Annotated in this window: 24 protein-coding genes; 6 read left to right on the top strand and 18 right to left on the bottom strand. The window is 42.3% G+C overall.

Going from position 1 to position 25,683, the window contains the following annotated elements; translation table 11 throughout:
- Positions 1–10 precede the first annotated feature (10 nt).
- Positions 11–832: a MerR family transcriptional regulator gene (locus C6Y06_RS17280; protein ID WP_095285268.1), complete on the bottom strand. Its 822-nt coding sequence runs from the start codon at positions 830–832 to the stop codon at positions 11–13.
- A 90-nt stretch (positions 833–922) separates the two neighbouring features.
- Here C6Y06_RS17280 and C6Y06_RS17285 point away from each other — a divergent pair, with 90 nt between their 5' ends.
- The gene (locus tag C6Y06_RS17285) at positions 923–1,492 is read left to right on the top strand and encodes a GNAT family N-acetyltransferase (protein WP_095285269.1); all 570 of its coding nucleotides are present in this window, start codon (positions 923–925) and stop codon (positions 1,490–1,492) included.
- Between the two features lie 63 nt (positions 1,493–1,555).
- On the opposite strand, the gene C6Y06_RS17290 is transcribed toward C6Y06_RS17285, so the two are convergent.
- The 3 genes from C6Y06_RS17290 to proC are packed head-to-tail and all read right to left on the bottom strand — an operon-like array spanning position 1,556 to position 4,786.
- The gene (locus C6Y06_RS17290) at positions 1,556–2,824 is read right to left on the bottom strand and encodes a glutamate-5-semialdehyde dehydrogenase (RefSeq protein ID WP_095285270.1); all 1,269 of its coding nucleotides are present in this window, start codon (positions 2,822–2,824) and stop codon (positions 1,556–1,558) included.
- An 18-nt stretch (positions 2,825–2,842) separates the two neighbouring features.
- Positions 2,843–3,961, bottom strand: coding sequence for a glutamate 5-kinase (proB, locus tag C6Y06_RS17295; RefSeq protein ID WP_106037301.1), 1,119 nt, complete (start codon positions 3,959–3,961; stop codon positions 2,843–2,845).
- Positions 3,962–3,988: 27 nt separating this feature from the next.
- Positions 3,989–4,786 carry a pyrroline-5-carboxylate reductase gene (gene proC / locus C6Y06_RS17300; protein ID WP_411265989.1) on the bottom strand — a complete coding sequence of 266 codons (798 nt, stop codon included), beginning with the start codon at positions 4,784–4,786 and terminating at the stop codon, positions 3,989–3,991.
- Positions 4,787–5,256: 470 nt separating this feature from the next.
- On the opposite strand from proC, the gene C6Y06_RS17305 reads away from it, so the two are divergent.
- Both C6Y06_RS17305 and C6Y06_RS17310 read left to right on the top strand, forming a co-directional pair.
- Complete coding sequence (locus C6Y06_RS17305; RefSeq protein ID WP_095285273.1) at positions 5,257–6,453, top strand: cytochrome P450; 1,197 nt, start codon at positions 5,257–5,259, stop codon at positions 6,451–6,453.
- Positions 6,454–6,581: 128 nt separating this feature from the next.
- Positions 6,582–8,624 (top strand): molybdopterin oxidoreductase family protein, encoded by a 2,043-nt coding sequence (locus C6Y06_RS17310; RefSeq protein ID WP_106037302.1) that lies wholly within the window; start codon positions 6,582–6,584, stop codon positions 8,622–8,624.
- 244 nt (positions 8,625–8,868) lie between these two features.
- On the opposite strand, the gene C6Y06_RS17315 is transcribed toward C6Y06_RS17310, so the two are convergent.
- From C6Y06_RS17315 to xylA, 3 genes are all read right to left on the bottom strand, one after another.
- Positions 8,869–9,552 (bottom strand): glycoside hydrolase family 11 protein, encoded by a 684-nt coding sequence (locus C6Y06_RS17315; protein WP_034660895.1) that lies wholly within the window; start codon positions 9,550–9,552, stop codon positions 8,869–8,871.
- 88 nt (positions 9,553–9,640) lie between these two features.
- Complete coding sequence (xylB, locus tag C6Y06_RS17320) at positions 9,641–11,140, bottom strand: xylulokinase (RefSeq protein WP_066030785.1); 1,500 nt, start codon at positions 11,138–11,140, stop codon at positions 9,641–9,643.
- Between the two features lie 35 nt (positions 11,141–11,175).
- On the bottom strand, positions 11,176–12,513 hold the full coding sequence (gene xylA, locus C6Y06_RS17325; protein WP_106031105.1) for a xylose isomerase: 1,338 nt from the start codon (positions 12,511–12,513) through the stop codon (positions 11,176–11,178).
- Positions 12,514–12,726: 213 nt separating this feature from the next.
- On the opposite strand from xylA, the gene xylR reads away from it, so the two are divergent.
- Complete coding sequence (gene xylR / locus C6Y06_RS17330) at positions 12,727–13,887, top strand: transcriptional repressor XylR (protein WP_066030783.1); 1,161 nt, start codon at positions 12,727–12,729, stop codon at positions 13,885–13,887.
- 44 nt (positions 13,888–13,931) lie between these two features.
- Here xylR and C6Y06_RS17335 read toward each other — a convergent pair whose 3' ends face one another.
- The 3 genes from C6Y06_RS17335 to csaA all read right to left on the bottom strand — a co-directional run bounded on the left by C6Y06_RS17335 (position 13,932) and on the right by csaA (position 17,799).
- A complete protein-coding gene (locus tag C6Y06_RS17335; RefSeq protein ID WP_106031103.1) occupies positions 13,932–15,539 on the bottom strand; it encodes a glycoside hydrolase family 43 protein in 1,608 nt (535 codons plus the stop codon).
- 22 nt (positions 15,540–15,561) lie between these two features.
- Complete coding sequence (locus tag C6Y06_RS17340) at positions 15,562–16,953, bottom strand: MFS transporter (protein ID WP_106037303.1); 1,392 nt, start codon at positions 16,951–16,953, stop codon at positions 15,562–15,564.
- Between the two features lie 513 nt (positions 16,954–17,466).
- The gene (gene csaA / locus C6Y06_RS17345; protein ID WP_066030780.1) at positions 17,467–17,799 is read right to left on the bottom strand and encodes a chaperone CsaA; all 333 of its coding nucleotides are present in this window, start codon (positions 17,797–17,799) and stop codon (positions 17,467–17,469) included.
- 231 nt (positions 17,800–18,030) lie between these two features.
- On the opposite strand from csaA, the gene C6Y06_RS17350 reads away from it, so the two are divergent.
- On the top strand, positions 18,031–18,510 hold the full coding sequence (locus tag C6Y06_RS17350) for a site-2 protease family protein (RefSeq protein WP_034660901.1): 480 nt from the start codon (positions 18,031–18,033) through the stop codon (positions 18,508–18,510).
- On the opposite strand, the gene C6Y06_RS17355 is transcribed toward C6Y06_RS17350, so the two are convergent.
- From C6Y06_RS17355 to C6Y06_RS17385, 7 genes are all read right to left on the bottom strand, one after another.
- A complete protein-coding gene (locus C6Y06_RS17355) occupies positions 18,500–20,131 on the bottom strand; it encodes a YndJ family protein (protein ID WP_106037304.1) in 1,632 nt (543 codons plus the stop codon). The two genes, C6Y06_RS17350 and C6Y06_RS17355, sit on opposite strands and share 11 nt — an antisense overlap.
- Positions 20,124–20,729, bottom strand: a complete 606-nt coding sequence (locus C6Y06_RS17360; protein ID WP_060596533.1) for a DUF4166 domain-containing protein — start codon at positions 20,727–20,729, stop codon at positions 20,124–20,126. The genes C6Y06_RS17355 and C6Y06_RS17360 overlap by 8 nt, the downstream gene beginning before the upstream one ends.
- Positions 20,692–21,573, bottom strand: coding sequence for a hypothetical protein (locus tag C6Y06_RS17365; protein ID WP_106037305.1), 882 nt, complete (start codon positions 21,571–21,573; stop codon positions 20,692–20,694). The genes C6Y06_RS17360 and C6Y06_RS17365 overlap by 38 nt, the downstream gene beginning before the upstream one ends.
- Positions 21,574–21,721: 148 nt before the next feature.
- On the bottom strand, positions 21,722–22,294 hold the full coding sequence (locus C6Y06_RS17370) for a TetR/AcrR family transcriptional regulator (RefSeq protein WP_034660905.1): 573 nt from the start codon (positions 22,292–22,294) through the stop codon (positions 21,722–21,724).
- Between the two features lie 3 nt (positions 22,295–22,297).
- Positions 22,298–23,017 carry an MBL fold metallo-hydrolase gene (locus C6Y06_RS17375; RefSeq protein WP_034660906.1) on the bottom strand — a complete coding sequence of 240 codons (720 nt, stop codon included), beginning with the start codon at positions 23,015–23,017 and terminating at the stop codon, positions 22,298–22,300.
- A 37-nt stretch (positions 23,018–23,054) separates the two neighbouring features.
- A complete protein-coding gene (locus C6Y06_RS17380) occupies positions 23,055–23,528 on the bottom strand; it encodes a GyrI-like domain-containing protein (RefSeq protein ID WP_034660907.1) in 474 nt (157 codons plus the stop codon).
- 54 nt (positions 23,529–23,582) lie between these two features.
- Positions 23,583–24,515 carry a helix-turn-helix transcriptional regulator gene (locus tag C6Y06_RS17385; protein ID WP_106037306.1) on the bottom strand — a complete coding sequence of 311 codons (933 nt, stop codon included), beginning with the start codon at positions 24,513–24,515 and terminating at the stop codon, positions 23,583–23,585.
- 118 nt (positions 24,516–24,633) lie between these two features.
- Between C6Y06_RS17385 and C6Y06_RS17390 the strand changes: the two genes are divergently transcribed.
- On the top strand, positions 24,634–25,158 hold the full coding sequence (locus C6Y06_RS17390; protein WP_106037307.1) for a CcdC protein domain-containing protein: 525 nt from the start codon (positions 24,634–24,636) through the stop codon (positions 25,156–25,158).
- A gap of 32 nt (positions 25,159–25,190) precedes the next feature.
- Here C6Y06_RS17390 and czrA read toward each other — a convergent pair whose 3' ends face one another.
- Entirely contained in the window at positions 25,191–25,520 is a 330-nt protein-coding gene (czrA, locus tag C6Y06_RS17395) for a Zn(II)-responsive metalloregulatory transcriptional repressor CzrA (RefSeq protein WP_007500691.1), read from the bottom strand.
- Between the last annotated feature and the right edge of the window lie 163 nt (positions 25,521–25,683).

The following is a 25,683-nucleotide window of genomic DNA, read 5'->3' on the forward strand; positions in this document are numbered from 1 at the left end:
CTCTTTTTTGTTAATCAGCTCGCTTTTTCACTTTTACACTGAGTTTCGTTATATACTCTGCTTCATCTTTAGACATGAGTGAATGAAGCAAATACTCCTCAAATACATCTCCATCCAGCATCATTTCCTCTTTCTCGATTTCATCTAACAAGCGCGAATAAGCAGACTCAATCTCCTCATATGATCCTTGATCATACATCACAGCATAGAGGCCCGCAGGTTTTTTAACTGCTCCTGGCGCTTCCATTCGGCAAAACAGCTGATCTGACTGATGATAGTGACGCTGAAGAAACTGCTCCTTTTTTAAGACAGCACCATTTGCCGCAGCACCTTTTATACCAATTCCCTTTAGAAATTTTCCAACAATACGTGATATTTCTTCTACGGATGTATTCATGTCAATTGGGTTCGATGCACTTAATACAACAGGTTCTTCTGGCATCTCTTGAAACAGAACCTCTCCTATTTTTATAGATGATAGTTCTTGCGTCGTCTCCATCACCCGCATAAGAAAAGACTGGATATCTTGAAGTTTTTCAATCTCTTGTTTGACCTTTTCTATTTGTTCGGCTGCTAGGCTTTGAAGCCTTTCGCGGGAAGGCTCTGTAAAATATTGTTTTAACTCTTTTATCGGAAATTGAACAGCTCGAAGGGATTGAATCGCTATAAAATGATCAAATTGCTCGAGTGTATAGTAACGGTACCCATTTTCATGGACACCAGCTGGCTTAAATAAATCAATTTTATCGTAATAAAACAGGGTATCTTTTTTTACATCAAATAGCTTGGCAAATTCTCCAGTGAAAAACGTTTTTTGCACATCATTGATCATGATTAAGGCTCCTCTCTTGACTATGGAGTTACTCCACCCTTTATCATGATAACATGCAGAACCACCACTACGCTGGGAAAGGATAAAAACATGAACAACATAACTCAACATGAAGTGACATTAGAAATTGCAAATAAAGAGGATTTCCCTTTTATGAAAAAAGAGCTGCAGAAAGCTTTTACAGCTGGCGTGATCGACGCATTTGGCGATGCGCATGATGGACCGATTCCTCCAGATGAAGTGATTGATGAATCTTTTCAATCAAATGAACACATTGTTTATCATATTAAGCTAAATGGTGAAAAGGCAGGCGGAGTTGTCATTAAAATCAACAAAGAGACCCATCACAACTCAGTTGACCTATTATACATCTCTTCATCCTCACACGGAAAAGGCATTGGTCAGGCAGCATGGAAAGCCATCGAGGCGCAATATCCAGAAACGATGGTATGGGAGGTTGTGACCCCGTATTTTGAAAAACGCAACATTCATTTTTATGTCAATAAGTGCGGCTTTCAAATTGTTGAATTTTATCACATGAAACATCCAGATCCGAACGCACCTCATGCAGATGATCAAGAAAATGAGCCATCAGCACCTGAGGAATTTGAATTCTTTAAATTTGAGAAAGTCATGAAGAAAACTTGCTCTAACAAATGAAATTCTTCATCATACACTAAAAAACACTACCCTATAAAAAAGGTAGTGTTTTTTGCATCTCTTCTAGCCTCTAATCTGGCCATCGCCAGATAGAAGCAGCTTCGTTGTCGTGAGTGCAGGAAGTCCCATTGGCCCTCTTGCATGCAGTTTTTGAGTGGAGATGCCAATTTCAGCCCCGTATCCAAGTGCGCCGCCGTCTGTAAAGCGGGTAGATGCGTTATGATAAACCGCCGCCGCATCGACTGCGTTTAAAAACGTGAGTGCCTGCTTTTCATCTTCTGTCACGATGGCTTCTGAATGTTTTGTACCGTACTGATCAATATGGTGTATGGCTTCCTCGATTGAATCGACTACCTTTACTGCAAGATCAAGACTTAAATACTCATCTGCCCAGTCCACTTCCTCAGCAGGAATGGCGTTTGAAAAATGAGACAGTGCTGCCTCGTCACCATGTACAGTGACATGGTGCTCCAGCAGAGCTTCATTCAATGATGCAGCATTCTCTTTCAGCCAATCACGATGGATGATCAGCGTCTCAAGTGCATTACATACAGCCGGACGATTCGTTTTTGCATTGATGACAATCTCAATGGCTTTTTTTACATTGGCTGTTTGATCAATAAAGACATGGCAGTTTCCTGTCCCTGTTTCAAGGACGGGAATGGTGGATTGTTCAACCACTGTTTTGATTAAAGAAGCTCCCCCTCGCGGAATTAAGACATCGATCCAATCTTTCAGATGGAACATCGCTTGAACCGATGAACGGTCTGTTTGTTCAATCAATTGCACCGCATCACGCGGGATCTTTGTTTGATCCAATGCTTCATGAATGACACGGACAATGGCTTTGTTGGAAGAAATAGCGGAGGAACCGCCTTTTAAAATCACTGCGTTACCTGCCTTGAGGGCAAGCCCTGCTGCATCGACAGTGACGTTCGGTCTCGCTTCATAGATCATCCCGATCACGCCGAGCGGTACTCTTCGGCTTTTCACGTGCAAGCCGTTTTCAAGAGTCCATTCATCCAATATTTCTCCAACAGGATCTGTTAATCTCGTCACAAGCCGCAAACTTTCAGCAAACTCATGAATTCTTTCTTCATTTAACATTAAACGATCCAAGAGTGCCTCTGAGAAGCCCTTTTCCTTCCCTGCATCTACATCCTTTTGGTTCTCCTGTAAAATGAAGGTGCTTTTTTGTTCTAACGCTTCTGCTAGTTTAAGCAGCGCCTCGTTTTTATCCTCTGTATGAAGTAAACCTAGTTTTTTTGAAACGTGCTTTGCTTTTTTTGCTTTTTCTTTGACCGATGTGACAACTTCAGCTGTCAGTGTCATGGAATTCCTCCCTTTTGGTTAGCAAACTGGTATCGATAAATCTAAATGACAAACAAACGCTTCAAGATCGACGACATGAACCACTTCATCCTGTAACGAGTCACTGCTCAGTGCAAGTTCATCAGATGGATAATTCACAATACCAAGCCCTATTTCTCTTCCATCTTGATCTAAAATACGGACGACATCGCCTTTTTTAAACGAACCCTTTACATTGACAATGCCATCGGAATCAAGGCATTTCTCGCGGTGCATGAGGTGCTCCTGTGATTTTTTTTGAACAACGATCTCGCCTTTTGGTCCAGAATGAAAGGCAATCCACTGCTTCTTGTAATTCAGCGGAGCTAAATTTTCATCAGCCGTAAAATAAGTGCCGTCCTCTGTCCCATTGATCGCTTTATCTAAAATGTGAGGCGTATCCGCTTTTCCTAAAAAGCCATTGATGCCAGCGGCCATGGAAATTTTAAACGCATCGAGCTTTGATTTCATTCCGCCTGTGCCCACACTGCTGCCTGCATCTCCAGCCGCTGCTTCGATGTCTTCTGTGATGTCTGTGACTTCAAGAATTCTCTTCGCATTTGGGTTTGTATGCGGGTTATCTTCATACAAGCCATCAATATCAGATAAAATGGCAAGGAAATCCGCATCAATCAATCCAGCTACTTTTGCAGACAATGTATCGTTATCTCCGAACTTCAGCCGATTGATCGTCACTGTGTCATTTTCATTAATAATTGGGATGATGCCTCGATCTAATAACACATTCATCGTGTTGCGCACATTTTGATAGCGTGTTTCATCGGAAAAATCACTTCTTGTGATTAAAAGCTGTGAGGCAATATAACCGTGTGATAAAAATAAAGTAGAATATGATTCCATTAAAAGGCCTTGCCCAATTGAGGCAGATGCCTGTTTTTCCGGCAGTGTTTTGGGTCTATCGATAAATCCTAGTTTTCGGTAACCAGCTGCAACCGCACCAGATGAAACCAAAATGACTTCGTGTCCTGCATCTTTGAGTTTCACAATTTGATTGACGAGGTTTTCTAGTTTTTTTAAACTAATCTCCCCTTGAAAGCTAGTAAGAGAGCTGCTTCCGATTTTCACAACAATTCGTTTTTTCTCTTTATCTGCGTACACCTTATCACTCCTGTACCTGAGCTCTATTTATATAGATACTTTTTGTTTTTGCTGATTGCTGATCTCTTTTGATCGATTAGCAGCATGTTTGACGGCCTGCTTGATCGCTTCTCCACCGCCAAAATCATCTAATGCATTCAATCCAGCAGCCGTTGTTCCATTTGGTGACGTAATTTTCTCTCTTAGAGTAGAAGGGTCTTCTTCTGTTTCTTGCAGCATTTTCGCAGCACCGAGAAGTGTCTGCGCGCCAATTTGACGAGACAATTCCTTAGATAAACCTGCTTCTTCTCCTGCTTCTTCGATTCTCTCCATTAAGAAATAAAAATAGGCTGGGCCGCTTCCGGCAATTCCAGTGAAAATATCCATTTGCTCTTCCTGAATGGTATAGACTTCGCCCATTTCAGATAAAAGAGCCTGACTCATGCTGATATGGTCGTCTTTCACATAACGTCCAGCACATAAAGCGGTCGCTGAAGCCCCAATCGTACTTGACGTATTGGGCATCACCCTCATAACAGGCTGCCCTTCATGCAGCATATCTTCAATATATGATTGCTTAACGCCTGCAAGGACAGACATGATCAGCTGGTCTCTCTGAATATGAGGTTTTAACGATTCAAGTGCTGTTTCAGCATCCTTTGGCTTCATGGCCAGGATCAACATATCCATTTCTTCAAAAGGAAAAGAATCCATTGTGGCTGTTTGTATTCCGTATCGTTTCGTTAGTTCATTCAATCGATGTTGATTTTGTCTGTTTGTTGCGTAAATTTGGCCTAGCGGCATCTGTCCTGATCGCACAATCCCTGCAATCATTCCTTCCGCCATAGAACCTGCTCCAATGAAAGCAACTTTCTTTTGATCAATGATATGGATCCTCTCCCTTGTTCGCTTTTTGTTCGTGTTTTTCACACGTTAGTTATCGTAACATGATGAGAAATCGTGTCAAGAAAGAGCTAGTGCTTTTCAAAAGTCCCGATTGTATAGCGAACCGCTTGCTATATGTATGCTGACTGCGCTTTTACGAAACAACAAATTAGACCAAAAGAACTATTCGTATTTGCATCATAGTACCCTTTCTTTCGACTGAATTCCCCATTTTATTTTTGATTCGGTGACTTCAATTCTATTTTTTAGAAAGCGCTATCATTTTTAATGACTTTCTATTTTCCTATACGATGAATGTGCTTGAATCTTCCGATTAGACTATTGACATATTTTAGAAAACATGTCCGTTGAAATGACATTTTACTGGTGATACGGTGAAAGAGAAACCAAGTGAAAAAGGAGCGTTCATAATGAAAGTGAAAGAAAACTATGTCAATGTCATTCCAATGAAAGAAATCCGTTCTACCGATGACCTTCTTTTCCCATTTCCTATTTACAATGAGCTACGTGCGCAGAGTGATATGAGATATGATGAGACAAGAAAGTGCTGGGATCTCTTTCGATATGCGGATATCCAGTCTGTTCTCAAGCAGCCGAAAGTGTTCTCATCACAGCGAGGAAGAAGCACCTCAAAAACGAGTATTTTAACAATGGACCCTCCAAAACATACAAAGATGAGAGCACTCGTGAATAAAGCATTCACGCCAAAAGCGATCAAGCAATTAGAAGGTAAGATTAAAGACCTGACACATGACCTGCTGCAACAAGTCAAGGATCAACGTACGTTTGATATCGTGCAAGATCTAGCAGCTCCCCTGCCTGTGATGATTATTGCTGAGCTTCTCGGTGCAGAGGTAAAAGATAGAGAACTGATTAAGAAACATTCTGATGCCCTAGTGGCAGGTGCTAAGGATGAATCAAAAGAAGCCATTCAGGCAGTTGTCGATATGCAGAAACGCGCAGAGGAAGAGCTGTCCGCTTATTTTGCTCACTTAATCCAAAAACGAAAAGACTCCCCTGCTGATGACCTGATCTCACTTCTCATTCAATCGGAAATCGATGGTGAGCGTTTAACCGAGAATGAACTGCTTGGCTTTTGTATTCTATTACTTGTTGCTGGTAATGAGACAACGACCAATTTAATTACAAATGCAGTACGACTGCTTACAGAGCAGCCGCATATCGCCGAAGCAGTACGGCAGGACCTCTCTCTTATTCCTCAATTGACCGAGGAAACGTTACGCTATTACCCGCCTGTTCAAGCCATTGGGCGAATCGCGGCCGAGGATGTGGAGATTGCAGGCTCAAAAATTGAAAAAGGTGACTATCTCATTAGCTGGGTCGCTTCTGCAAATCGCGATGAACAGAAATTTGACGATCCAGATACGTTCCGCCTTGACCGGAAATCAAATCCTCATATGAGCTTTGGCTTTGGCATTCATTTTTGTCTCGGTGCACCGCTTGCCCGCCTTGAGAGCAACATTGCCCTTGAGGTTTTACTCCAGACGTTTCAAGACATCACCTGTGCGGCAGATCAGCTAAAACCCATTCAAAGCACATTTGTTTTTGGGGTAAAAGAATTTCCTGTACAGGTCACCCGTTTTTAAAAGTCCCTTTTGAGGGGCTTTTTCATTTTCTTCAATTCATCATCTCTTTCTTACCTTCCATCTCCGAACATGCTAAAATAAAGTCCATACAAAGTGATAACGGATTGCAGAAAGGGAGCCAAAAATTCATGACCGATTATACAGCAATGAAAGACGGAATATTCAAATCAGTTTGTTCGTTAGATTGCCCGGATCAGTGCGGTCTTTTGATACATAAAGAAAATGGAAAGATCGTAAAAGTGCAGGGAGATCCAGACCACCCAGTTACCCAAGGCAACATATGCAACAAGGTGCGGAATGTCACAGCCCGTTTATATGATGAAAAACGGCTGACCACTCCTTTGAAACGTGTTGGACGCAAAGGCGATGGTCAATTTGCACCGATTACGTGGGAAGAAGCCATTGAAACCATTCGTCAAAAATGGACAAAGCTGATTGAAGAAAAAGGTCCAGAAAGTATTCTGCCTTACAGCTTTTATGGGAACATGGGCAATCTGAATGCAGAAGGCATGGACCGCCGCTTTTTCTATCGTCTTGGTTCAAGTCAGTTAGACCGGACCATCTGTCAGTCAGCAGGAACGACTGGCTATAAATATACAATGGGTGCAAGCATCGGGACAGACCCAGAAGACACCATTCATACGAAACTATTTATCTTTTGGGGCATCAATGCTGTGTCGACCAATATGCACCAAATCACCCTCGCACAAAAAGCGCGAAAGCAAGGAGCAAAGATTGTCGTGATTGATGTTCACAAGAACCAAACCGGACGGATGGCAGATTGGTTTATTCCGCTTCGACCTGGTACTGACAGCGCACTTGCCCTTGGCATCATGCATGTCCTTTTTAAAGAAGGACTGACAGATGAAGCCTTTTTAGAGGAATATACAACCGGTCATAAAGAGCTGCGTGAGCATGTGAAGCAGTATGATCCAGATACCGTTGAGGGTATCACTGGGGTTTCTAAAGAGGACATCCTTACACTTTCGAGAATGTACGCAGAGACATCGCCATCTCTCATTCGCATTGGCAATGGTTTGCAGCACCATGATAATGGCGGGATGAGTATTCGAACCATTTCCTGCCTCCCTGCCCTGACTGGTCAATGGCTCTACAAGGGCGGCGGTGCGATGAAATCAAACTCTTCTTTTCTCAGCTATAATGAAACCGCTCTTCAGCGGCCGGATCTATTAAAGGACCGCACGCCTAGATCATTTAATATGAATCAGCTAGGCAGTGTGCTGACGAATGCAGCGCCTTCCATTGATTCACTCTTTGTCTACTCGTGCAACCCAGCCGTTGTGACACCTGAAGCAAATAAAGTAAGAGAAGGTTTGCTGAGAGAGGACTTATTTACAGTGGTTCATGACCTATTTCTGACAGAGACAGCTGCGTATGCAGACATTGTCCTGCCGGCAACCTCTGCTTTTGAAAATGAGGATTTCTATACATCATACTGGCACCATTATATTCAAATTCAAGAGCCGGTGATTGAACGCTATGGAGAAAGTAAATCCAATACGGAAGTGTTCCGCCTGTTAGCCCATGCGATGGGCTTTGAAGATGAAGCCTTCCGCGAGACAGATGCGGAGCTCATGGAACAAGCCCTTCACCATCCGGAAAATCCGCATTATGAGGACATTTCGTACGAAGCATTAAAAGAAAAGAAATGGATCAAAGCAAAACGAGGACCTTTCCAAGACTTAAAGCTCTCTACTCCAAGCGGGAAAATTGAGCTTTATTCTGAACAAATGAAAAAAGACGGCTATCCAGCACTACCAACCTATGTGCCCCTCTATCAGGAAAGCGATTATCCGCTTACCTTTATACCGGGACCGAATCATAATTTTCTTAACTCGACCTTCTCACTTCATGAAAAGCATCAAAAGCTTGAGAAGTTTCCTAAGCTTCATATGAATGAACAAGATGCAAAGGCAAGACAGATTGAAGACGGTGACATGGTGCGTGTGCTGAATGACCGGGGAGAATGTGAGCTGGTCGTGTCAGTCGGTCAAAATGTATTATCCGGTGTTGTGGTCAGTCAAGGATTATGGGCTGATCAAAAAGGCAAAAAGCATTTAGTCAATGGATTAACACCAGATCGCTTGGCAGATATGGGCGGCGGCGCGACGTTCTTTTCTGGCAGAGTGGAAGTTGAAAAATTATCATAGACAGAAGAAAAGCCAGCAAAAACTGCTGGCTTTAGATTGTTGACAAAGTGCTAAAATGATTTTTATTTTAGCACTTTGTCTTCTTTTCAGCGTGATAGAAAACCTTTGAAGTCTAGGAAGGGCGAGCACTGGCGCGGAGCGAATTTAACATTCGTGAGCACCAGCGCGCAGACCTGACAACGAATGCGAGGGTTTGTCTACACGCTGAAGCCAGCAAAAACTGCTGGCTTTTTTTCATTTGGTTTTATCGAATAATCAGCTGGTTGGTCATCACATTTGCACTTCCGTTGCTTCGGTAGCCTTCTACAGTTAATGCTGTTTCATACATTTTCCCCATTGGCATACCTAGGCTTTCCCATTTTCTGAAATGCTCACTGACGGATACAGTTCCGCTCGTACGTTTTGTTTGACGTACACTCCAATATTGCTTAAAGGTAGCGTCCCCAATAATAGAAGGCTGGTTGACACGTAGCGTTTCATAAATGTCATATGTGCCTCCATCGGCATAAAATGATCCTTTATACGTTCCTGTTGGGCGATATGTGCCCCATGACTCAACAATGTAGTATTCAGCTAATGGAGATTGTGTCCAGCCATAGACACATAAGTAGGAATTCCCGCCTGGGTTAAAGGCTGCGTTGTAATTGATGGAGATGTTGCCAAGTTGATGATGAGTTTTAGTGGAATCAAACTTCTTCCCTTTTCGAAACAAAGCATTTCCAATATTGTTCCATTGTGCGCTAAATGCTCCGCCATTATTGAGTGTCATTGAGGTATTTCCGTAATCCTTCCATAATTCAAAATCGTATCCGCTGTGTGTGCCTATTCTATTATCATAAATCGTTTCCGCATGAGCTGGTACAGCAGTCAGTGTCAGCACAAATCCAATACACATCACAAACAACAGCCTCAATCTTTTCAAATTCATTTTTCATCCCTCTCCTTTTTTCATCATATTATTCTGCCTTCTCTAAGATGAAACGAGCCCATCACCTCCTTTCATGTAACCTTTCTTGCTAGACAGAACGGTATTGTTCTAACCCGGCATGGATGTCTCTTGTTTGTGTATAGATCTTTTGATACAGATGAAATAGATCAGCATATATACTTGCATGCTGCTGCTCTGGCTCATAGACAGCAGCTTGATGAATAAACTGATCTGCACATGCCTCAAGCGATGGATACCATCCGCAGCCAACGGCGGCCAGCATAGCTGCACCTAAAGCAGGCCCTTGTTCATTGTCTAACTGGATGACCTCAGCCTGAAAAGTGTCTGCTTGCATTTGAAGCCATGTCCGGCTTCTCGCGCCGCCCCCAATGGAGACAATAGAATCTATGTGTTTCCCTGCTTGCCGGAATAAGGCGATGGATTCATTTAACGAGAAGGTAATCCCTTCTAGCACAGCCCTTACGATATGTGTCCTTTCATGTCTGCTGTCTAATCCAATCAAGCTTCCACGAACGGTAGAATCCGCATGAGGTGTTCTCTCCCCGACTAAATATGGCGTAAAGAGCAATCCATTCGCTCCTGGCGCGACATCAACCGCACCCTCTAAAAGCGATTGGAACGATTCCTCTGGAGCCAGTAAGTGTTTTACCCAGTTAAGGCTATATCCTGCTGAAAGGGTGACACCCATTGTGTAAAAAGCGTCTTTTTTTGCATGATGAAACAAATGCAAGTTTCCTTGAAGCGCTCTTTCATGATCCTCTTCGTAAGAGAGAATGACGCCAGATGTGCCAATGCTGCATAACGTGCGGCCAGAGGATAAAATGCCAGCTCCAATTGCTCCGCAAGCATTGTCTGCCCCGCCAGCAAAGACTTTTGCACCCTCTTCGATCCCCGCCTCACGTGCAATATGCGGCAATAGTGTACCGACCTCATCCTCTGATGAGACAAGCGGCGGACAAATATGAGGAGGAATATCAAATGCCTGACAAATCTCTTCACTCCACTTTTGCTCTCCAATATCTAACAGCAATGTGCCAGCCGCATCAGAATGATCGATATGAACAGACCCTGTTAAACGAAATCTGACATAATCTTTCGGGAGTAAAAACATGTCGATTTGTTGATCAATTTCTGGTTCATGTTCCTTTACCCATAATAATTTTGGCAGTGTAAATCCTTCTAGCGCCTGATTTTTCGTGATCTTTTGCAGCCGTTCCCCCAGCTTTTTTGTGATGCGTGTACATTGCGCTGTCGTTCGTGTATCATTCCATAAAATCGCAGGGCGGAGTACCTTGCGGGATTCATTTAAAAGAACCAGACCATGCATCTGTCCAGAAAAGCTGATGCCTTCTACTTTCTTTGAATGAACAGGCTGTCTTGCCATCAGTTCTTTCATCGCAGCCACTGTTTGCTCAACCCAATCCTCTGGGTTCTGCTCACAATATCCAGGTTTATCTTGAATGAGGCGGTAAGGCTTAGAGGCCTCGCAGCACACCTTTCCATTCTCATCTACTAATATTGCTTTGACTCCGCTCGTTCCAAGATCAATTCCCATCACATACTTCATGTCTTCACTCCTTCAAAACAGGTCCGCTCCTTTAATCAATCTTCTAACAAATATTGATTTAACCGGGCTTTCAACTGTTCCTCTCTTCCCGATTCGTTTCTGATCAAAGGGTGTTTGAGCGCATACTCTTCTAATGTATGAAAGTTTGCCTTTCCTTCTGAAATGTCACGGCCAATCCCTTCAGAAAAACTGCGATACCTGTGCTTTATCACATCTTCAAACACACGATCTTCTATGAGTCTATGAGCGACCCGCAGTCCTTTTGCGAATGCATCCATACCCGCAATATGGGCATACAAAATATCTTCAAGCTCAAAAGAAGCTCTTCTAACTTTTGCATCAAAATTGAGACCACCAGTTCCTAGTCCGCCATTTTGCAGAATTTCATACATGGCAAGAGTTGTGGCATATAAATCTGTTGGAAATTCATCAGTGTCCCAGCCGAGCAGCGTATTCCCTTGGTTCGCATCCACAGAACCGAGCAATCCATGTATTCTTGCTACTCGTAATTCATGCTCAAACGTATGACCGGCAAGCGTCGCGTGATTTGCCTCGATATTCAATTTAAAATGTGAATCTAATCCGTATTGCTTTAAAAAGGCGATAGATGTCGCTGCATCTGCATCGTATTGATGAGTGGTTGGCTCCTTTGGCTTAGGCTCAATTAAAAATTGGCCTGTGTACTCTATTTCCTTTGCATAATCAACAGCCATATGCAAGAACGACGCCATGTGGTCAAGCTCTCTTTTCATATCTGTATTCAGCAGAGTATCGTATCCTTCTCGTCCTCCCCAGAAAACGTAGTTTTCAGCGCCGAGTTCTTTAGCTGTTTCGATGCCTTTTTTCACCTGTGCGGCCGCATAGGCAAAGACATCTGCATGACAAGATGTCGCTGCGCCGTGTACAAATCTAGGATGTTTGAACATATTGGCCGTGTTCCAGAGCAGCTTTACTCCGCTATCCCGCATGTATTCTTTCATTCTATCTAAAATGATGTCTAATTGTTGATTGGTCTCTTGAAGCGTATCTCCCTCCGGTGCAATGTCACGGTCATGGAAGGAAAAATACGGAACATCCAATAGATCAAAAAGTTGAAAGGCCACTTCTAATCTAGCTTTCGCTAAATCCATTCCGCTATAGGAGTCCCAGGCTCTCTGCATCGTGCCAGTTCCAAACATGTCTGTTCCATCTGCAGTCAATGTATGCCAATAAGCGACTGAGAAGCGCAGGTGATCTTTCATTGTTTTTCCGCCAATCATTTCGTTTGGATCATAGTGTTTAAAAGCGAGTGGATTTTTTGATTGTTTTCCTTCATATTGTATTTTTCCGATTCCTTCTAAGTTGTGTAACGTTTTCATATTTGAGTTGGCCATCTTTTATTCCTCCTATGAATATACTTAGTAAGTTGATTCAACAAACTAATGTTCAATCTATGATCAATTCACTTTGAATTTTCCATATTTTTTAGTTTTTTAGAAATATTTTCGTTATAATAAAGTTAAAATCATCCTTCTTACAGAATACAGGCAAACAAAAGTAACTTTTTTTCAACTTAATCTAAAGACGAAACAAATGGAGTGGATAACGTGGATATTGCTGATCAGAACTTTGTGAAAAAAATAAATCAAAAGCTATTATTAAAAGAAATTCTCCAGCATGCGCCAATTTCCAGAGCAAAATTATCTGAACGCACTGGATTAAATAAATCGACTGTTTCCTCTCAAGTAAGTACATTAATGAAAGAGCATCTCGTCTATGAGATCGGTCAAGGTGAGTCTAGCGGCGGGAGAAGACCGGTTTTACTGATGTTTAATAAACGTGCTGGCTGCTCCATCGGGATTGATGTCGGCGTTGATTATGTCAACGGCATTTTAACCGACCTCGAAGGGTTCATTCTTCATGAAGAGCAGATCAAGCTCCCATCAAGCTCTCCTGATGTGACCATACGCATTTTAATTGAATTAATACAGCAGTTGATGGCACAAATCCCCTCTTCCCCATACGGGCTCATAGGTATTGGCCTATGTATACCTGGGTTAGTGGATACCGATGAACAAATCGTGTTTACGCCTCATTCCAAATGGAAAAATGTTGACCTGAAAACAACGCTCCAAGACGCTTTCCAAGTACCCGTCTTCATTGAAAATGAAGCAAACGCGGGTGCATATGGTGAAAAAATCTTTGGCGCTGCTAAACACTATGATCATTTGATCTATGCCAGCATCGGCACTGGCATTGGGATCGGGATCATTATCAATCATCATTTATACAGAGGCGCATACGGCTTTTCTGGTGAAATGGGACATATGACCATCGACTTTAATGGACCAACATGCAGCTGCGGAAACCGTGGATGCTGGGAGCTGTATGCATCTGAGAAAGCCTTGTTTCAGTCTCTTCAAACAAATGATCAGCCCATCTCCCATCCAGACTTGGAACAGCTGGCGACGTTAAATGATATGAAAACGCTCAATGCCCTGCGCAACTTTGGTTTTTACCTTGGCGTCGGTCTCACAAACGTCCTGCATACCTTTAACCCGCAAGCGATTATTTTACGAAACAAGGTGATTGAAGCACAGCCAACGGTTTTACGTGTGATTCAAGAGGAGGTATCCTCAAGGATAGATACTCAATTCAGTTCACATGTAGAGCTGCTTCCTTCGTCATTAGGACACAACGCACCGGTATTAGGGATGACATCTCTAGTCATTGAAGCTTTCCTGCAAGATGCCACCCTCTCACCATGACAGGTTCATAGATAAAAAAGACAGCTCTCAGCGTGTTGTCTTTTTTATTTATCTGTTTCTTCATAACGGAAATAGTTGAAATCAGCAGGAAGACGCTCGCCGCTTGTATCCTGGCACTGCATGCCGACAAATGCCCCTGTAAAAAATCCCCCTCCTCGAATGAAGTCATCGGATAAATGGCTTGATTCAAATGACACATCAATTTCCTTCCATTCTCTTTGATCAAAAGAATAAGAATAGGTATATGTCTCTTTCTGAACGGTCACTTTTAAATACACATACGTGACCTCCTCTGGAATGACGATTTTTTGTGTCAACGGCTGAGAAAAGGAAAGGTTTTGACAGACAGATAGTTCAAGAATGCGGCCAAGTTCCTCGTCATATGTCACCTGAAGCGCTGTCCAATTTTCCGTATTATAATAATTCACAAGACCAGCGGCTTGCTGGAAATTCTCTGGAAAGAACGACACAGCTGTCTCTGCTTCAAAATAAAAGCTTTGCCAGCGCCTTGCAACGAAAGCTTGGGTAAACTTAGATGTTAGAGATTCCTGACCGTATAACCTTAAATGCTGAGGTTTTTCCGTTAATGAACCGATCTGATCAGTAAAAGGGATTCTTAATGTTTGGAAGTGTCTATTTAACGTTGATTCTTTAAATTCATCGACTGTATGGTGTGTAGGAGCAAAAACCTTTTCGTTTATCGCTGGCGCTTCAACCTCCAGCGCCCCCTCTTTTCCGCCCACAACATACGGCCAGCCATCCTTCCATTCGAGCTTTTGAATCGCTGTTTCTCTTCCTAAAGGACACCACCCTCTCTGTTGAAAAATAGATTCCTTGCTTGATTGAATGGGGCGGCCAGTGAGATGAGCCAAATACCATTCATTTGTATGCGTTTGAACGATGGAAGCATGCCCGCATTTTTGAAGCGGATGTTCAGGTGCGTGAAAAGCACTTAAAATGGGGTTATCAGGATGAACCTCATAAGGCCCTTCAATCTGCGAGGAACGGGCAATTGTTGCCGCATGCTCGTACCGGGTACCTCCTTCTGCTGTTAATAAATAATAGTAATCACCAATGTGATAAAGATGCGGCGCTTCTGTCAATTTTATCGGCGTGCCTTTAAAAATGACCTTCCGCTGACCAATGAGTTTCTTTTCCGTCACGCTATATTCCTGCAGGGCAATACCCGCAAATGAATGGTGCTTTTCCCTATGATCCCACAGCATATTTAAGACGTATTTCTTGCCGCTTTGATCATGAAATAAAGAGGGATCAAAGCCAGAGCTATTGAGACGGACCGGCTCACTCCAATCACCATCCACTTCACTTGCCGTGACCAAATAATTATGACCATCTTTAAATGGACCATCCACTACTTTGATATCTGAATAAATGAGCCAAAACTGACCATCTGCATAGCTTAGGCACGGTGCCCATACTCCGCCAGAATCAGGATTCCCCTTCATATCCAGCTGCGACGTTTTTTGCAAAGGACGCGCAGCAAGCCGCCAATGGACTAAATCCCTCGAATGATAAATTTGCACCCCTGGAAACCATTCAAATGTAGAGACCGCCATGTAATAATCTTCTCCTACACGGCAAATACTTGGGTCCGGGTTAAACCCTTTGAGCACTGGATTGGTAATTTTCATTCAACTTCCTCCTCTTCACGACCTACATTTTAAAATCATCCATATGATCGATATATACTTGATCCCTATTCTCAAGCTCCCTTACAACTTTTTTGTGTTTTTCTTCATCTAGGTTGTAAAAATTAATATCAATCATCGCTAAAATCAGTAAGCATACAGGAATCACCGTTACCGTAATTAAAATGCCAAGTAATGCTTCTGGTGTCTGCATTTGGTTCGCGACATAGCCAAATCGATCGAGTACAAGCCCCGGAACAATCCCGCCTAACGCCATACCAAATTTAAAGAAGAACCCAATGACCGCGTAGATGAGCCCGCCCATCCTTTTCCCTGTTTTATATTCGCCATATTCAACAGTCTCTGGAATAAGTGCCCACATGTAAGCACCGGCTGTAATACTCCCCGCAGCAGCAACGAGCCTGAAAATCAGTATTAAAGTGATTTGACTCGGCGGTATCACAAGTAATGCAAGAAGACCTACGATATTCAGCAATAAAGAATAATTCAGCAGCTTTTTCTTTCCTAACACCTTGTGCAGCTTAGGAATAAACGGCAGCACCATTAAAGCTGGCAGACTGCCAATGAGTCCGTACCATTTCACTAAATCTTCTCTGCCAAGGTTATACGTCACATAATAGATCCCAACAGAGTTGCTGATCGAGTTCACACCAAAAATAATAATAAAGAAAATGCTTAATACAACAAGCGGACGATTCACTCGCAACTGGACAAAGATATCACTGAATTTAATCTTTTCCTCTGGCTTTTGAAGCGTGACACGTTCATTCGTGCTTTTAAAACAGAAAATCAGTAATGCACCGCCAAGAACGCCGAGAAAAGCCATCGTCATCTGCCAGCCGAGTGCTGTATTACCTGTCGTATCACTTAAAAAGGTCGCAAGAAAAGGAACAAAAAAAGCCACAACTAGACCGCCTAGATTGGCAAAAACCATACGAACGGACGTAATACTGACAACCTCTTGGTTATTTCTTGTCATTGCGGAAGTTAAAGCACCATAAGGAACGTTGATGAATGTGTATGTAAGCGATAAACCAACATACGTGATGTAGGCATAAATGAGTTTACCCATTTCGGAAAAATCAGGTGTTGTAAAGCAAAGGATGGCAAGTACGACGAAAGGAAACGCACCGAATAACAAGTAAGGTCTGAACCTGCCAAAACGGCTGTTCGTCCGGTCCACCAATGCACCAATAAATGGATCTGCAAGCGCATCGATGGCGCGAACAACCAAAAACATCGTCCCTGCTGCTGCCGCTGATAAACCGTACACATCTGTATAAAAAAATAATAGATACGTAGAGACAGTTGCATAAATCAAATTACATGCGAAATCCCCTGAAGCATATCCCACTTTTTCAGACATACGAATCTTCTTTAAATTCTCACTAACCATGAGCTTTCTCCCTTCTTCACTTAGCCTCTTCTAACGAACAGATGATGGAGGGCAGCAGCAATCAATGCGGGAAATATAAAGCGCTTTCAATTTGTTGTAAAAATGTAGCTGAACATCTCATCCTTTCAGCTTAGCCCATTTAAGCAGCAAATCAGTTGAATGACGGAATCATCTCCTTCAATGTAGGAATCAATGCTTGAAATCCATCTTAGTTTATTGACCAAACAAACTAAGATGAATTCATTTTATAAAATCTGATCTGACTTTTCAATATTTTTTGAAAAAATAATCCAAATAATCGATTTTTTGTCATTCATCTTGTAAAATGACATGAAAATCTGAAAGAATTCATTTAATGGTTGCATTCAAGCTCATCCCATGCTATATTAATCAAGCGATGAGCTGAATTGTGTAAGTCGGGTAACATGTCTCTTTGAGACACACACGAATGTGGCGTGTGGTTATTCCGCCTCAATACGCAAAAGACATCTTCTGAGGAAGATGTCTTTTTTCTTACCCTATTTTTGTTCCATTCTCAACCGGTTCATCTGTGGCTAGCAAAACCACGTCTTCTTTTGATGGCATGCCTCCTAAGACAAGCACTTCTGATTTGAACCCTGCAATTCTTCTTGGCGGGAAATTAACGACTGCTACAATTTGTTTGCCGGTAAGTTTCTCCGCTGTATAACGCTTTGTCAGCTGAGCACTAGATTGCTTTACACCAATTTCTTCACCAAAATCAATCTTGAGTTTCAACGCTGGCACTCTTGCCTCTGCAAATAATTCTGCTTCTATGATTGTCCCAACACGAATATCTAACGCCAAGAACTGTTCAATATCTGCCATATGACTCTCTCCCCTTCACGAAAGGTAACGTAATCTATTGATTATCCATTGTAGCACATTCATTTCGTCAAAAAGGAGGTTCAAAAAGCCTATTCAGCGCTAAAATCACCCTTTTAGTTTACATAATAAATTTATAGTCGTGTATTAAATGTTTGCATCCTGAAAATGAATTCAGTAAAATGGCAAATAATCCTACTGCTTCCTCCCGAATATATTGGGGAGGGTTCACACTTGTTTACATTATCGGATATGTGGACGTTTTGCTGGTCGTTTTTCGTCATTCTTCCTATCGTTGCCATCCTTCATCAGCTTGGCCATATTGTGGTTGCGTGGATGTTTGGGGCAAAGGTTTCCTTTGCTCTTGGCAGAGGCAAAAAAGTGTTGAAAGTAGGCGTCGTTGAAATTAGACGAATCTATTTTCTAGATGCATTTTGCCACTATGAAGAAATGAGGAAAAATAACCGATTTTCGCACATTCTTGTCTACTTAGGCGGTTCATTATGCAACCTGCTCAGTGTTCTCATACTGAATACAATGATCGCCAATGATTTCCTGCCAGAGCACCAATTTTTCTATCAATTTGCTTACTTCTCAGTCTACTATGTATTTTTTGCACTGCTGCCAGTCCAGTATGCAGATCATCATCCGAGTGATGGGCAAGCAATTGTGAACATCATTCGGCACGGTGAACCATGTGACATCATTGACTAACATGATGACTTTCGCTGTCAATATGATAATGAATCGTTAAAAAAGGAATACCGAACAGCTTCATTTGGTGGACCGCTGTGAGACTTTGATCTGTCTCCGGCTTCATATGAAAGCTTTCTTCCATTGGCAGTTTCATGGTGATAAAAGGCGTATGTAAATACAATCCTTCGTCACCGGTACTGCCTTTTGGACATGTGCTTTTTAATAGAAAGTCTTCCTTTTCATTAAAAGGCTTTAAAATGGCAGTCAGCTGAGAATACGGAAGCGGCAGCGCAATATTCATATAACCCGCAGCTGCATCGTGATGAAGAGCATAAAGTGCAAAAAAGACTTGCTCCCCTTTTGCGTTATGACGAATCCACGCACGCACATTCTCTCTTTCTTCCTTAGGGTGTTGAAATCTACAAAGACTTCCCGGCATTTCATAAGGAATACGAGATGACCCCAAATAAAGCTGACCTATTTTCTTAAACACTGGCTGAAGTAAAAATACAAAAGGCCTCACCCACCAATGGAAACTGACGGCTGCTTTTAACGTAAAAGCCATAGGGTTCTCATAAAATCTGCGAATCACAGGTGAAACCCGATCAGCTGAAAATGTCGTTCCATTTAATTCATCAAGTGAATCGACTAAACCGAGCTTCTCTCGATCGTGCACTCTTTCCTCTTGAAAAGAGATCAAATGAAAGCGACCATGCACTTTCGAAATCGGAAAATCCTTCTGCTTCAATTGATCCTTCGGTCCTTCGATCAACCAGCCAATTAAACCTGGCAAAATCACAAAAAAAGCATTGATACTGCCATGAAACCAAATCATCTGATCAATGCTGATGTAGGTCACTCGCATAAGCATACCCGCTGAATAAAGAAGAGATAACACGATCGTCCCCATTAAAACAAAGCTAGAAAACACAACAAGACCTTTTGCGAAAGTTGACCGAAATTTTGTTTTCACACAAAGGATTCCATATATGTAGAGGGCAACCACATAAAGAACGACGCTGAACGTATCAAATAGACGGGAGAAGCTAATCCCAACAGCAATCATCACAGGCGACAGCAAAATCACCCAGCCCGCCGCTTTGTATAAAGCTGTCTCCTTTGTTCGCTGTCTCCCTAATAATCCATAAAAAAGCGGGATAAAAAAAGCCGAGTAATGAAAATGAATAGCGGTCAAAAGAACAATGATCGGCGAAAATGTCATCACCTGTATATCTGTTGTGTACAGCCAAGACCAAAGCCCGCCTAAAGCGATATACATCCATGCACCATCAATCATCAGTTCATGAAGCGGAAAGATGCCTCTTTTCAGCAAACGAGAAAAGCCAAATAACGCCAACAGGAATGTATATAAAAGCCATCCCGATGCAAACCAGGCGGAATGATAGATAAAAGCAGCGGTTGCACAAAGAGCGGCTAGTGGAAAGGCTTTCATTAAAAAGCCGATCAGCATCCCTGGCTTTTGTTTCTTCCCTTCTTTCTCAAAAAAGTGTAAGGCAGCGGGAAGAAAAAATAGAATTGCCATGAGAACAAAAAATTCTGCTATCGGACCTGTCATCAAACGGGTGGCGATAAAAAAAGACATAAAGATCAGACTGGATGTCAAATGCCACTTATTCATCATGAGACACCCTTTCTGTAAAACGGCCTTTATATGTAAAAAGAGTACCAAACAGGCGATTTTTCACGTGGACATCAATGGTATATTCACCTGCATGCTCATCGTAGCCTTCCGTTACATCTGACACACCATAAAGCCATGAAGGCAGCGGCCATTCCCTGCCGAACATCAAAAACTTCTGCCGGCCGGATTGAATATGCAAGAAACCATGCTTTGTTACTGTAAAATGAAGCTCTGACACAAGAAGTCTAGGCTTTCCAAAGTAGTCTAGGACTGTATGACTCTTCTGATCAATGATCATATCTGCATCAAAGTGCCGCTCCTGCTTTGGGAAATAAAACGTTCGATACCAGTGCATCCCTTCCTCCCCCTTATTTGTCACAAAGGGCTCATTGACAATTTGGAAAGGAATATCTTTTCCTCTCTCAGGGAAAAAACAGCGAAACAATGGACCAATTCTGAAGATCAATTGAATGAGTCTTGACCCGCCGCCTATCTCCTCCATGGTGCCTTCAGCAGAAAACGCGCGGTTGTATCTCTCTTTTAGTTTTGGATGCAGTTTATCGTAATCCTTTACTTGATGACGATGAACGACCATGTCTACCTCCCCTTTTTCGTTTGATGGAAAATACATCTACACAATCTTTTAGATTTATCATACCTGCAATCGACAAGGTGAAAAATGCACTCATCACAAGCGGCTCATGAAGCGTCGTTTGCGGGGATAGGATCCCTATACAAAGCATGATCAGAAGAAACATGCTTTGTAGAATGAAGAGATATTTCTTTGACAGCTTAGGAATCAGCCATGATACACCTAAAAGCGCATAAAACAATCGAAATCCCATGCTATGATCAAAAGCAGAATGTGAAAAAGGGATGACCGCTTGGCATAGCCAGACGATGGCAAACAGCAAACAAATCCCGTAATGAGCAAGTGTTCTCTCTAGTAATAACCGAGGATGCGTTCCCTTTTCAAGCCACGTCTTTAAAGCGCCAAAACTAAAGGCCGTCATAAATCCTATCATCGGGCGAAAAAGAATCCGGTCTGCCCATGTCCAACCTTTTCCTTCTTTCGTTTCGTAATCAAATTGAGTTTGAAATACAATGTGATCGCTTGTTTTCATATACTTCCAGTAGCCGCTGCCTTCTTTGATAAAAGACAATGGGTGTGACGATTTGAAATTAAGTGAGGATGCCCGCTCATTCCGTTCATCCATCATTCTTGTTCGATACGCTCCTGTCCCTGTGACACTTAAACCAAACCCAAGATGCTTTTCATACAAAAAGGATTGGGGCTGTTCATTTTGGGGTTCATTTAATGAAATGGTTGAAAAACGCAAATCCCACTGTTCATGAAGCTTTGGATTTTGCGTATATTCCCAGACTTTCTCTATAGGTGCATGAATGGTTGTTTCCACATAAACAGGCTTTCTTTTCATCTGCCTCTACTCCTCTATGTGAATTATTTCACATAATAAGCATACCATGTTTCACAAAACTGTCAAATCTTTATTCGTTTTCTGTTAAAAAAATTCTTCAAGACGGCCGCCCTTTTAAGATATCTATTCACTGCAAAAAAAAGACCTGTCAATGAGACAGATCTTCTTTTTGCAACACACCTGAGATATAAAGCCTGACCGCATAGCTCACACTGTCTTCAAGCTGTTCTTTTCGTTGAAATCCCTTTTTATTTGAAATATCACCGAAGCCGTGCAATAAGCTTCTTAGTCCTCTTACCACATGTGTCATCTCTTCTTCTTTTACACCAAAGCGGGACATGATGGATTGGACAAATTCAGCAAGGCGCTCTGCCTCGCTTCTTACTTTTTTCTCATCCATATGTGAAAAGGCAGCTTCATAGAGACCTGGATGTTCCCGGACAAATTCAACATACTGCCTGGCGAAGGCTAAAACAGCTTCTTCTTTATCCAGCCCCTCTGTTACGTGTATGCCTTCTTCACAAAGCATGGACAGCCCTTTTACTGCGAGTGCCGCCTGAATCTCATGAAGACCGGATACGTGATTATAAAGGGAAGGCGGTCTGATGTTCAGCCTTTTAGACAATGTAGCAATGGTCAATGCAGAAAACCCCTCTTCATCAACAAATGCAGCTGCTGTATCCATAATTTTTTCTTGCGTGATACCCATTCTTGGAGACACGGTTTACTGCTCCCCTTTCTTCAGCTGCTGCTGCCTTTTACGAACGGCAGCTTGCAGCTTTTCATGAGGTTTTATGATGAGATCGCCATGTCCTGCAGCAAGACAGGATAAGCGAAGTGCCAGTAATTTTTCGGCGCTATTGAGTGCGGTTTCTGCATCCCATGTAGCAAAGGCCGGGAACGGAAAGGTCCAGCGAAATTCACCCGTTACTGATAAGCCGCCTTTTGTTACAAGGGCATCCCCAGCAATCACAACTCCTGACCTTCCATCGTATAAGGAAATGCTGCCAGGTGTGTGCCCTGGTGTCGCAATGACTTTCAGCGGCCCAATCTCATCTCCTTCTTCGACAAGCACATCCGGTTTTGTGTGAATATTTCTCGAAAAACTGCCTTTGATTTTTTGCTGGGGTTCGCCAGGAAGCAAGGATAAGTCACCCTCAAATAGGCGGGCATCGCGTTTTGATAAATAGACGACTGCCTCTGGAAAAACTTTTTTCACTTCATCTAATGCGCCTATATGATCCATATGACTATGGGTGAGAATAATTTTGTGTATGGGTTTGTTCTTTTGACGGGCAAATTCGATAATCGGCTTTGCTGCCATTTTTAAAGCAGCATCAATTAAAATGAGCCCATTCTCTTCCTCAAATACATAACAATTTACCGGAAATAATCGCGGCATCAATGTGAGCTGGTGCAGACGGTCAAAAGTTGTCAATCTCATCAAGTGTCCCCCTAAAACTAATGTTGTTAGTTTTATATTAACTAATACTATTAGTTTTAGCAACTATTTTTTCATCGACCGCAATATAAATATCAATTTGCGCTTCTTTTGGATCAATAGACCTTTCATCGTACCATTCAAAATCCCCTGTATATGTGCGAAAATAACGCTGATCCCAATTCCAAATCTGCTGCCATGTTTCAAGCACAACTTCTTCAATCGGCCCCTTTCTCGTTCGAAATCTTGCGTACGTGGACGAGGGAATCTCTTTTACATGTTCTAAGTGCTGATCCACAAAGTGTCCCGCTGTGAATAAATAAGAGCCATGCTCATCTTTTTCATAATCTGAATACAGCCCTATGACGGGCGCTTGTCCCCCGTGAAGCTGCTGCGCAAAAAATTGCTGCCAAAGAGGTGCAATCTTCCGCTCTTTTGTCAGCTCCATTTCGTTTGTTGTTCGAACAGACAACCCTTTCATCCATTGTTTCTCTAATGTCACGATATCGTACATACATTCTCATCTCCTTTTTTTCTATCATATAAAAAGAAACCTGACAACATTGTGTCAAGTTTCCATTCGTTTGAGAAATTGTTTCAACTGGAGATCAAACGCTTCTTTGACATGCTTTGGGGAAAGAATGTCGACATCTGGACCTAAATGGAATAGGAAACTATTTAACCAATCATCTTGAGGTACAGTGATGGTGGCAAGATAGCTTCCGTCTAAACATACGTTCAATTCGTTCTCATCCACCCATTCCTTCACTTTGCCCACTGATGCTTCCGTTAACCTGAGCGTGACAGAGCTGACCGATGGTTGTTCTTGCCAAGAGTCATTCCAAGGCTTCTCTTCGTTTTTGATTCTTTTCGGTTGGAAATATCCTGAAATGGTGACAAGACCCGTCATTCTGGTCAGCTTGAACAGACGAAAAGCTTTTTTCACACAACAAAACGCATACAAATACCAATGCCTTCCTTTTAAAACAAGCGTATAAGGCTCCACTTTGCGTGGAAGTGTTTCGCCTTTCGCATTGCGATAGGTGAACTGAATATATTGGTGCGCTGAGGCAGCTGTATGGATGAGCTGGAGCTTCTGCTCAGCCTGGCTGTCTTTTCCCCAGGAGCTTAAATCAATGAAGACATGATGCTGTTTTTCGCTTTCATCCGTATGCGTGGGAATGAGCGATTTGATTTTTTTCAGTACATGCTCACTTTCTTTAAAGGAGTACGCACTCGTCATGCTTTCGAGGGCTGTTAAAATGACCTCGATGTCATCATCGGTAAATAATTTTTTCTCTAAACGATAGTCCTCAACAAGTGAAATGCCTCCACCTGCTCCTTGGGTTGTCACAATAGGGATTCCCGCTTGATTGATGGTATCAATATCACGATAAATGGTCCTCACGCTCACTTCGTGGAGTTCAGCAAGATCTTTCGCCTGTACTTGCTTCTTGCTAATGAGCAGCATCACAATAGATAAAATGCGGTCGATTTTCATGACTTTTCCTCTTTTTCATAAATGTAGGTTTTGTTTTGATAAAAAAAGAAAGAATGGTAAAGATAAGTAACAGCCAGCATTCGTTTACATCCCTGCACGTGCAGGAGGAGGTTGCATCATGACACATAACGTGTGGCAGTTGTTCATGATTGGGAGCATTATGTTGATCTGCATCATGATTCGAATGAATCGAATGAGACGCTATCAGCTTGTACGCCCCATCAGTCTTTTGATGAGAATGTATATCTTTGGTCTCTCTGCCCTTATTCTCCTATCAGAAGGATGGCAAAATCACAGTATCTTCATCTATGCCGCTATTGGCATGCTTTTTGGAAGCAGTCTGGCTGTTCATGCCTATCAGACGATTCGAATGAAAGAAGAAAATGGCCGGCTGTATATGAAAACGAGTAAATGGATTGAAAGCTTCATTTTATGTTTGTTTTTATCCAGGCTTAGTTTTAAGCTGGTTGAGCTGACAAACCATTCGATGACCAAGATCAGTGTCGTTGAACTATATCAGCATATCGTGAGCGATGATGCGATGACCATGCTCAGCTTTTTTCTTTTAGCTGCTTACTATGTTGTTTTTTCTTATCACATGATGAAAGCAAGTAAACGATCGACACATGTGCATCATGCATAAAAACCTTCCTATAGGCGTAGGAAGGTTTTTTATCAATCGTGCTGTGCATGGTGAATCATCTGTTCAAGCACTTCCATCACATGCTGATCTTCAGGGCTGTAAAAAATCGAGGTCCCTGCTCGTCTAGATTTCACGAGACGAAGGTTTTTTAAAAAGCGCAGCTGATGAGAAACGGTTGATTGCATGAGATTCAGTGTTTCTGCTATATCATTTACCGAGTGTTCACCTTGAGACAGCAGGTGCAGAATTCGAATACGAGTCGGATCAGATAAAGCTTTAAAGGTTTGGGAGACAAGAAATAGACTTTCTTCATCCAGCTCCATCCGTTCCTGTTCTTGATTTGTATTCAGTTCTTCCTTCATTTTGCTTCACCTTTCTTGTCCGTCAAATCACGACTTATTCTCTGTATCATCATATACCAAAACGTCCGGCATGCAAAGCGGGCACACTTTAGAAAAAGGATTTACTCAAATAGCATTGACACTTGGTAGCATTCTTTTTAAAATGAGCATTATTTATTCATTT

Origin of the sequence: Bacillus sp. MZGC1, from assembly GCF_002998605.1 — a bacterium.
Classification (GTDB): domain Bacteria; phylum Bacillota; class Bacilli; order Bacillales; family Bacillaceae; genus Bacillus.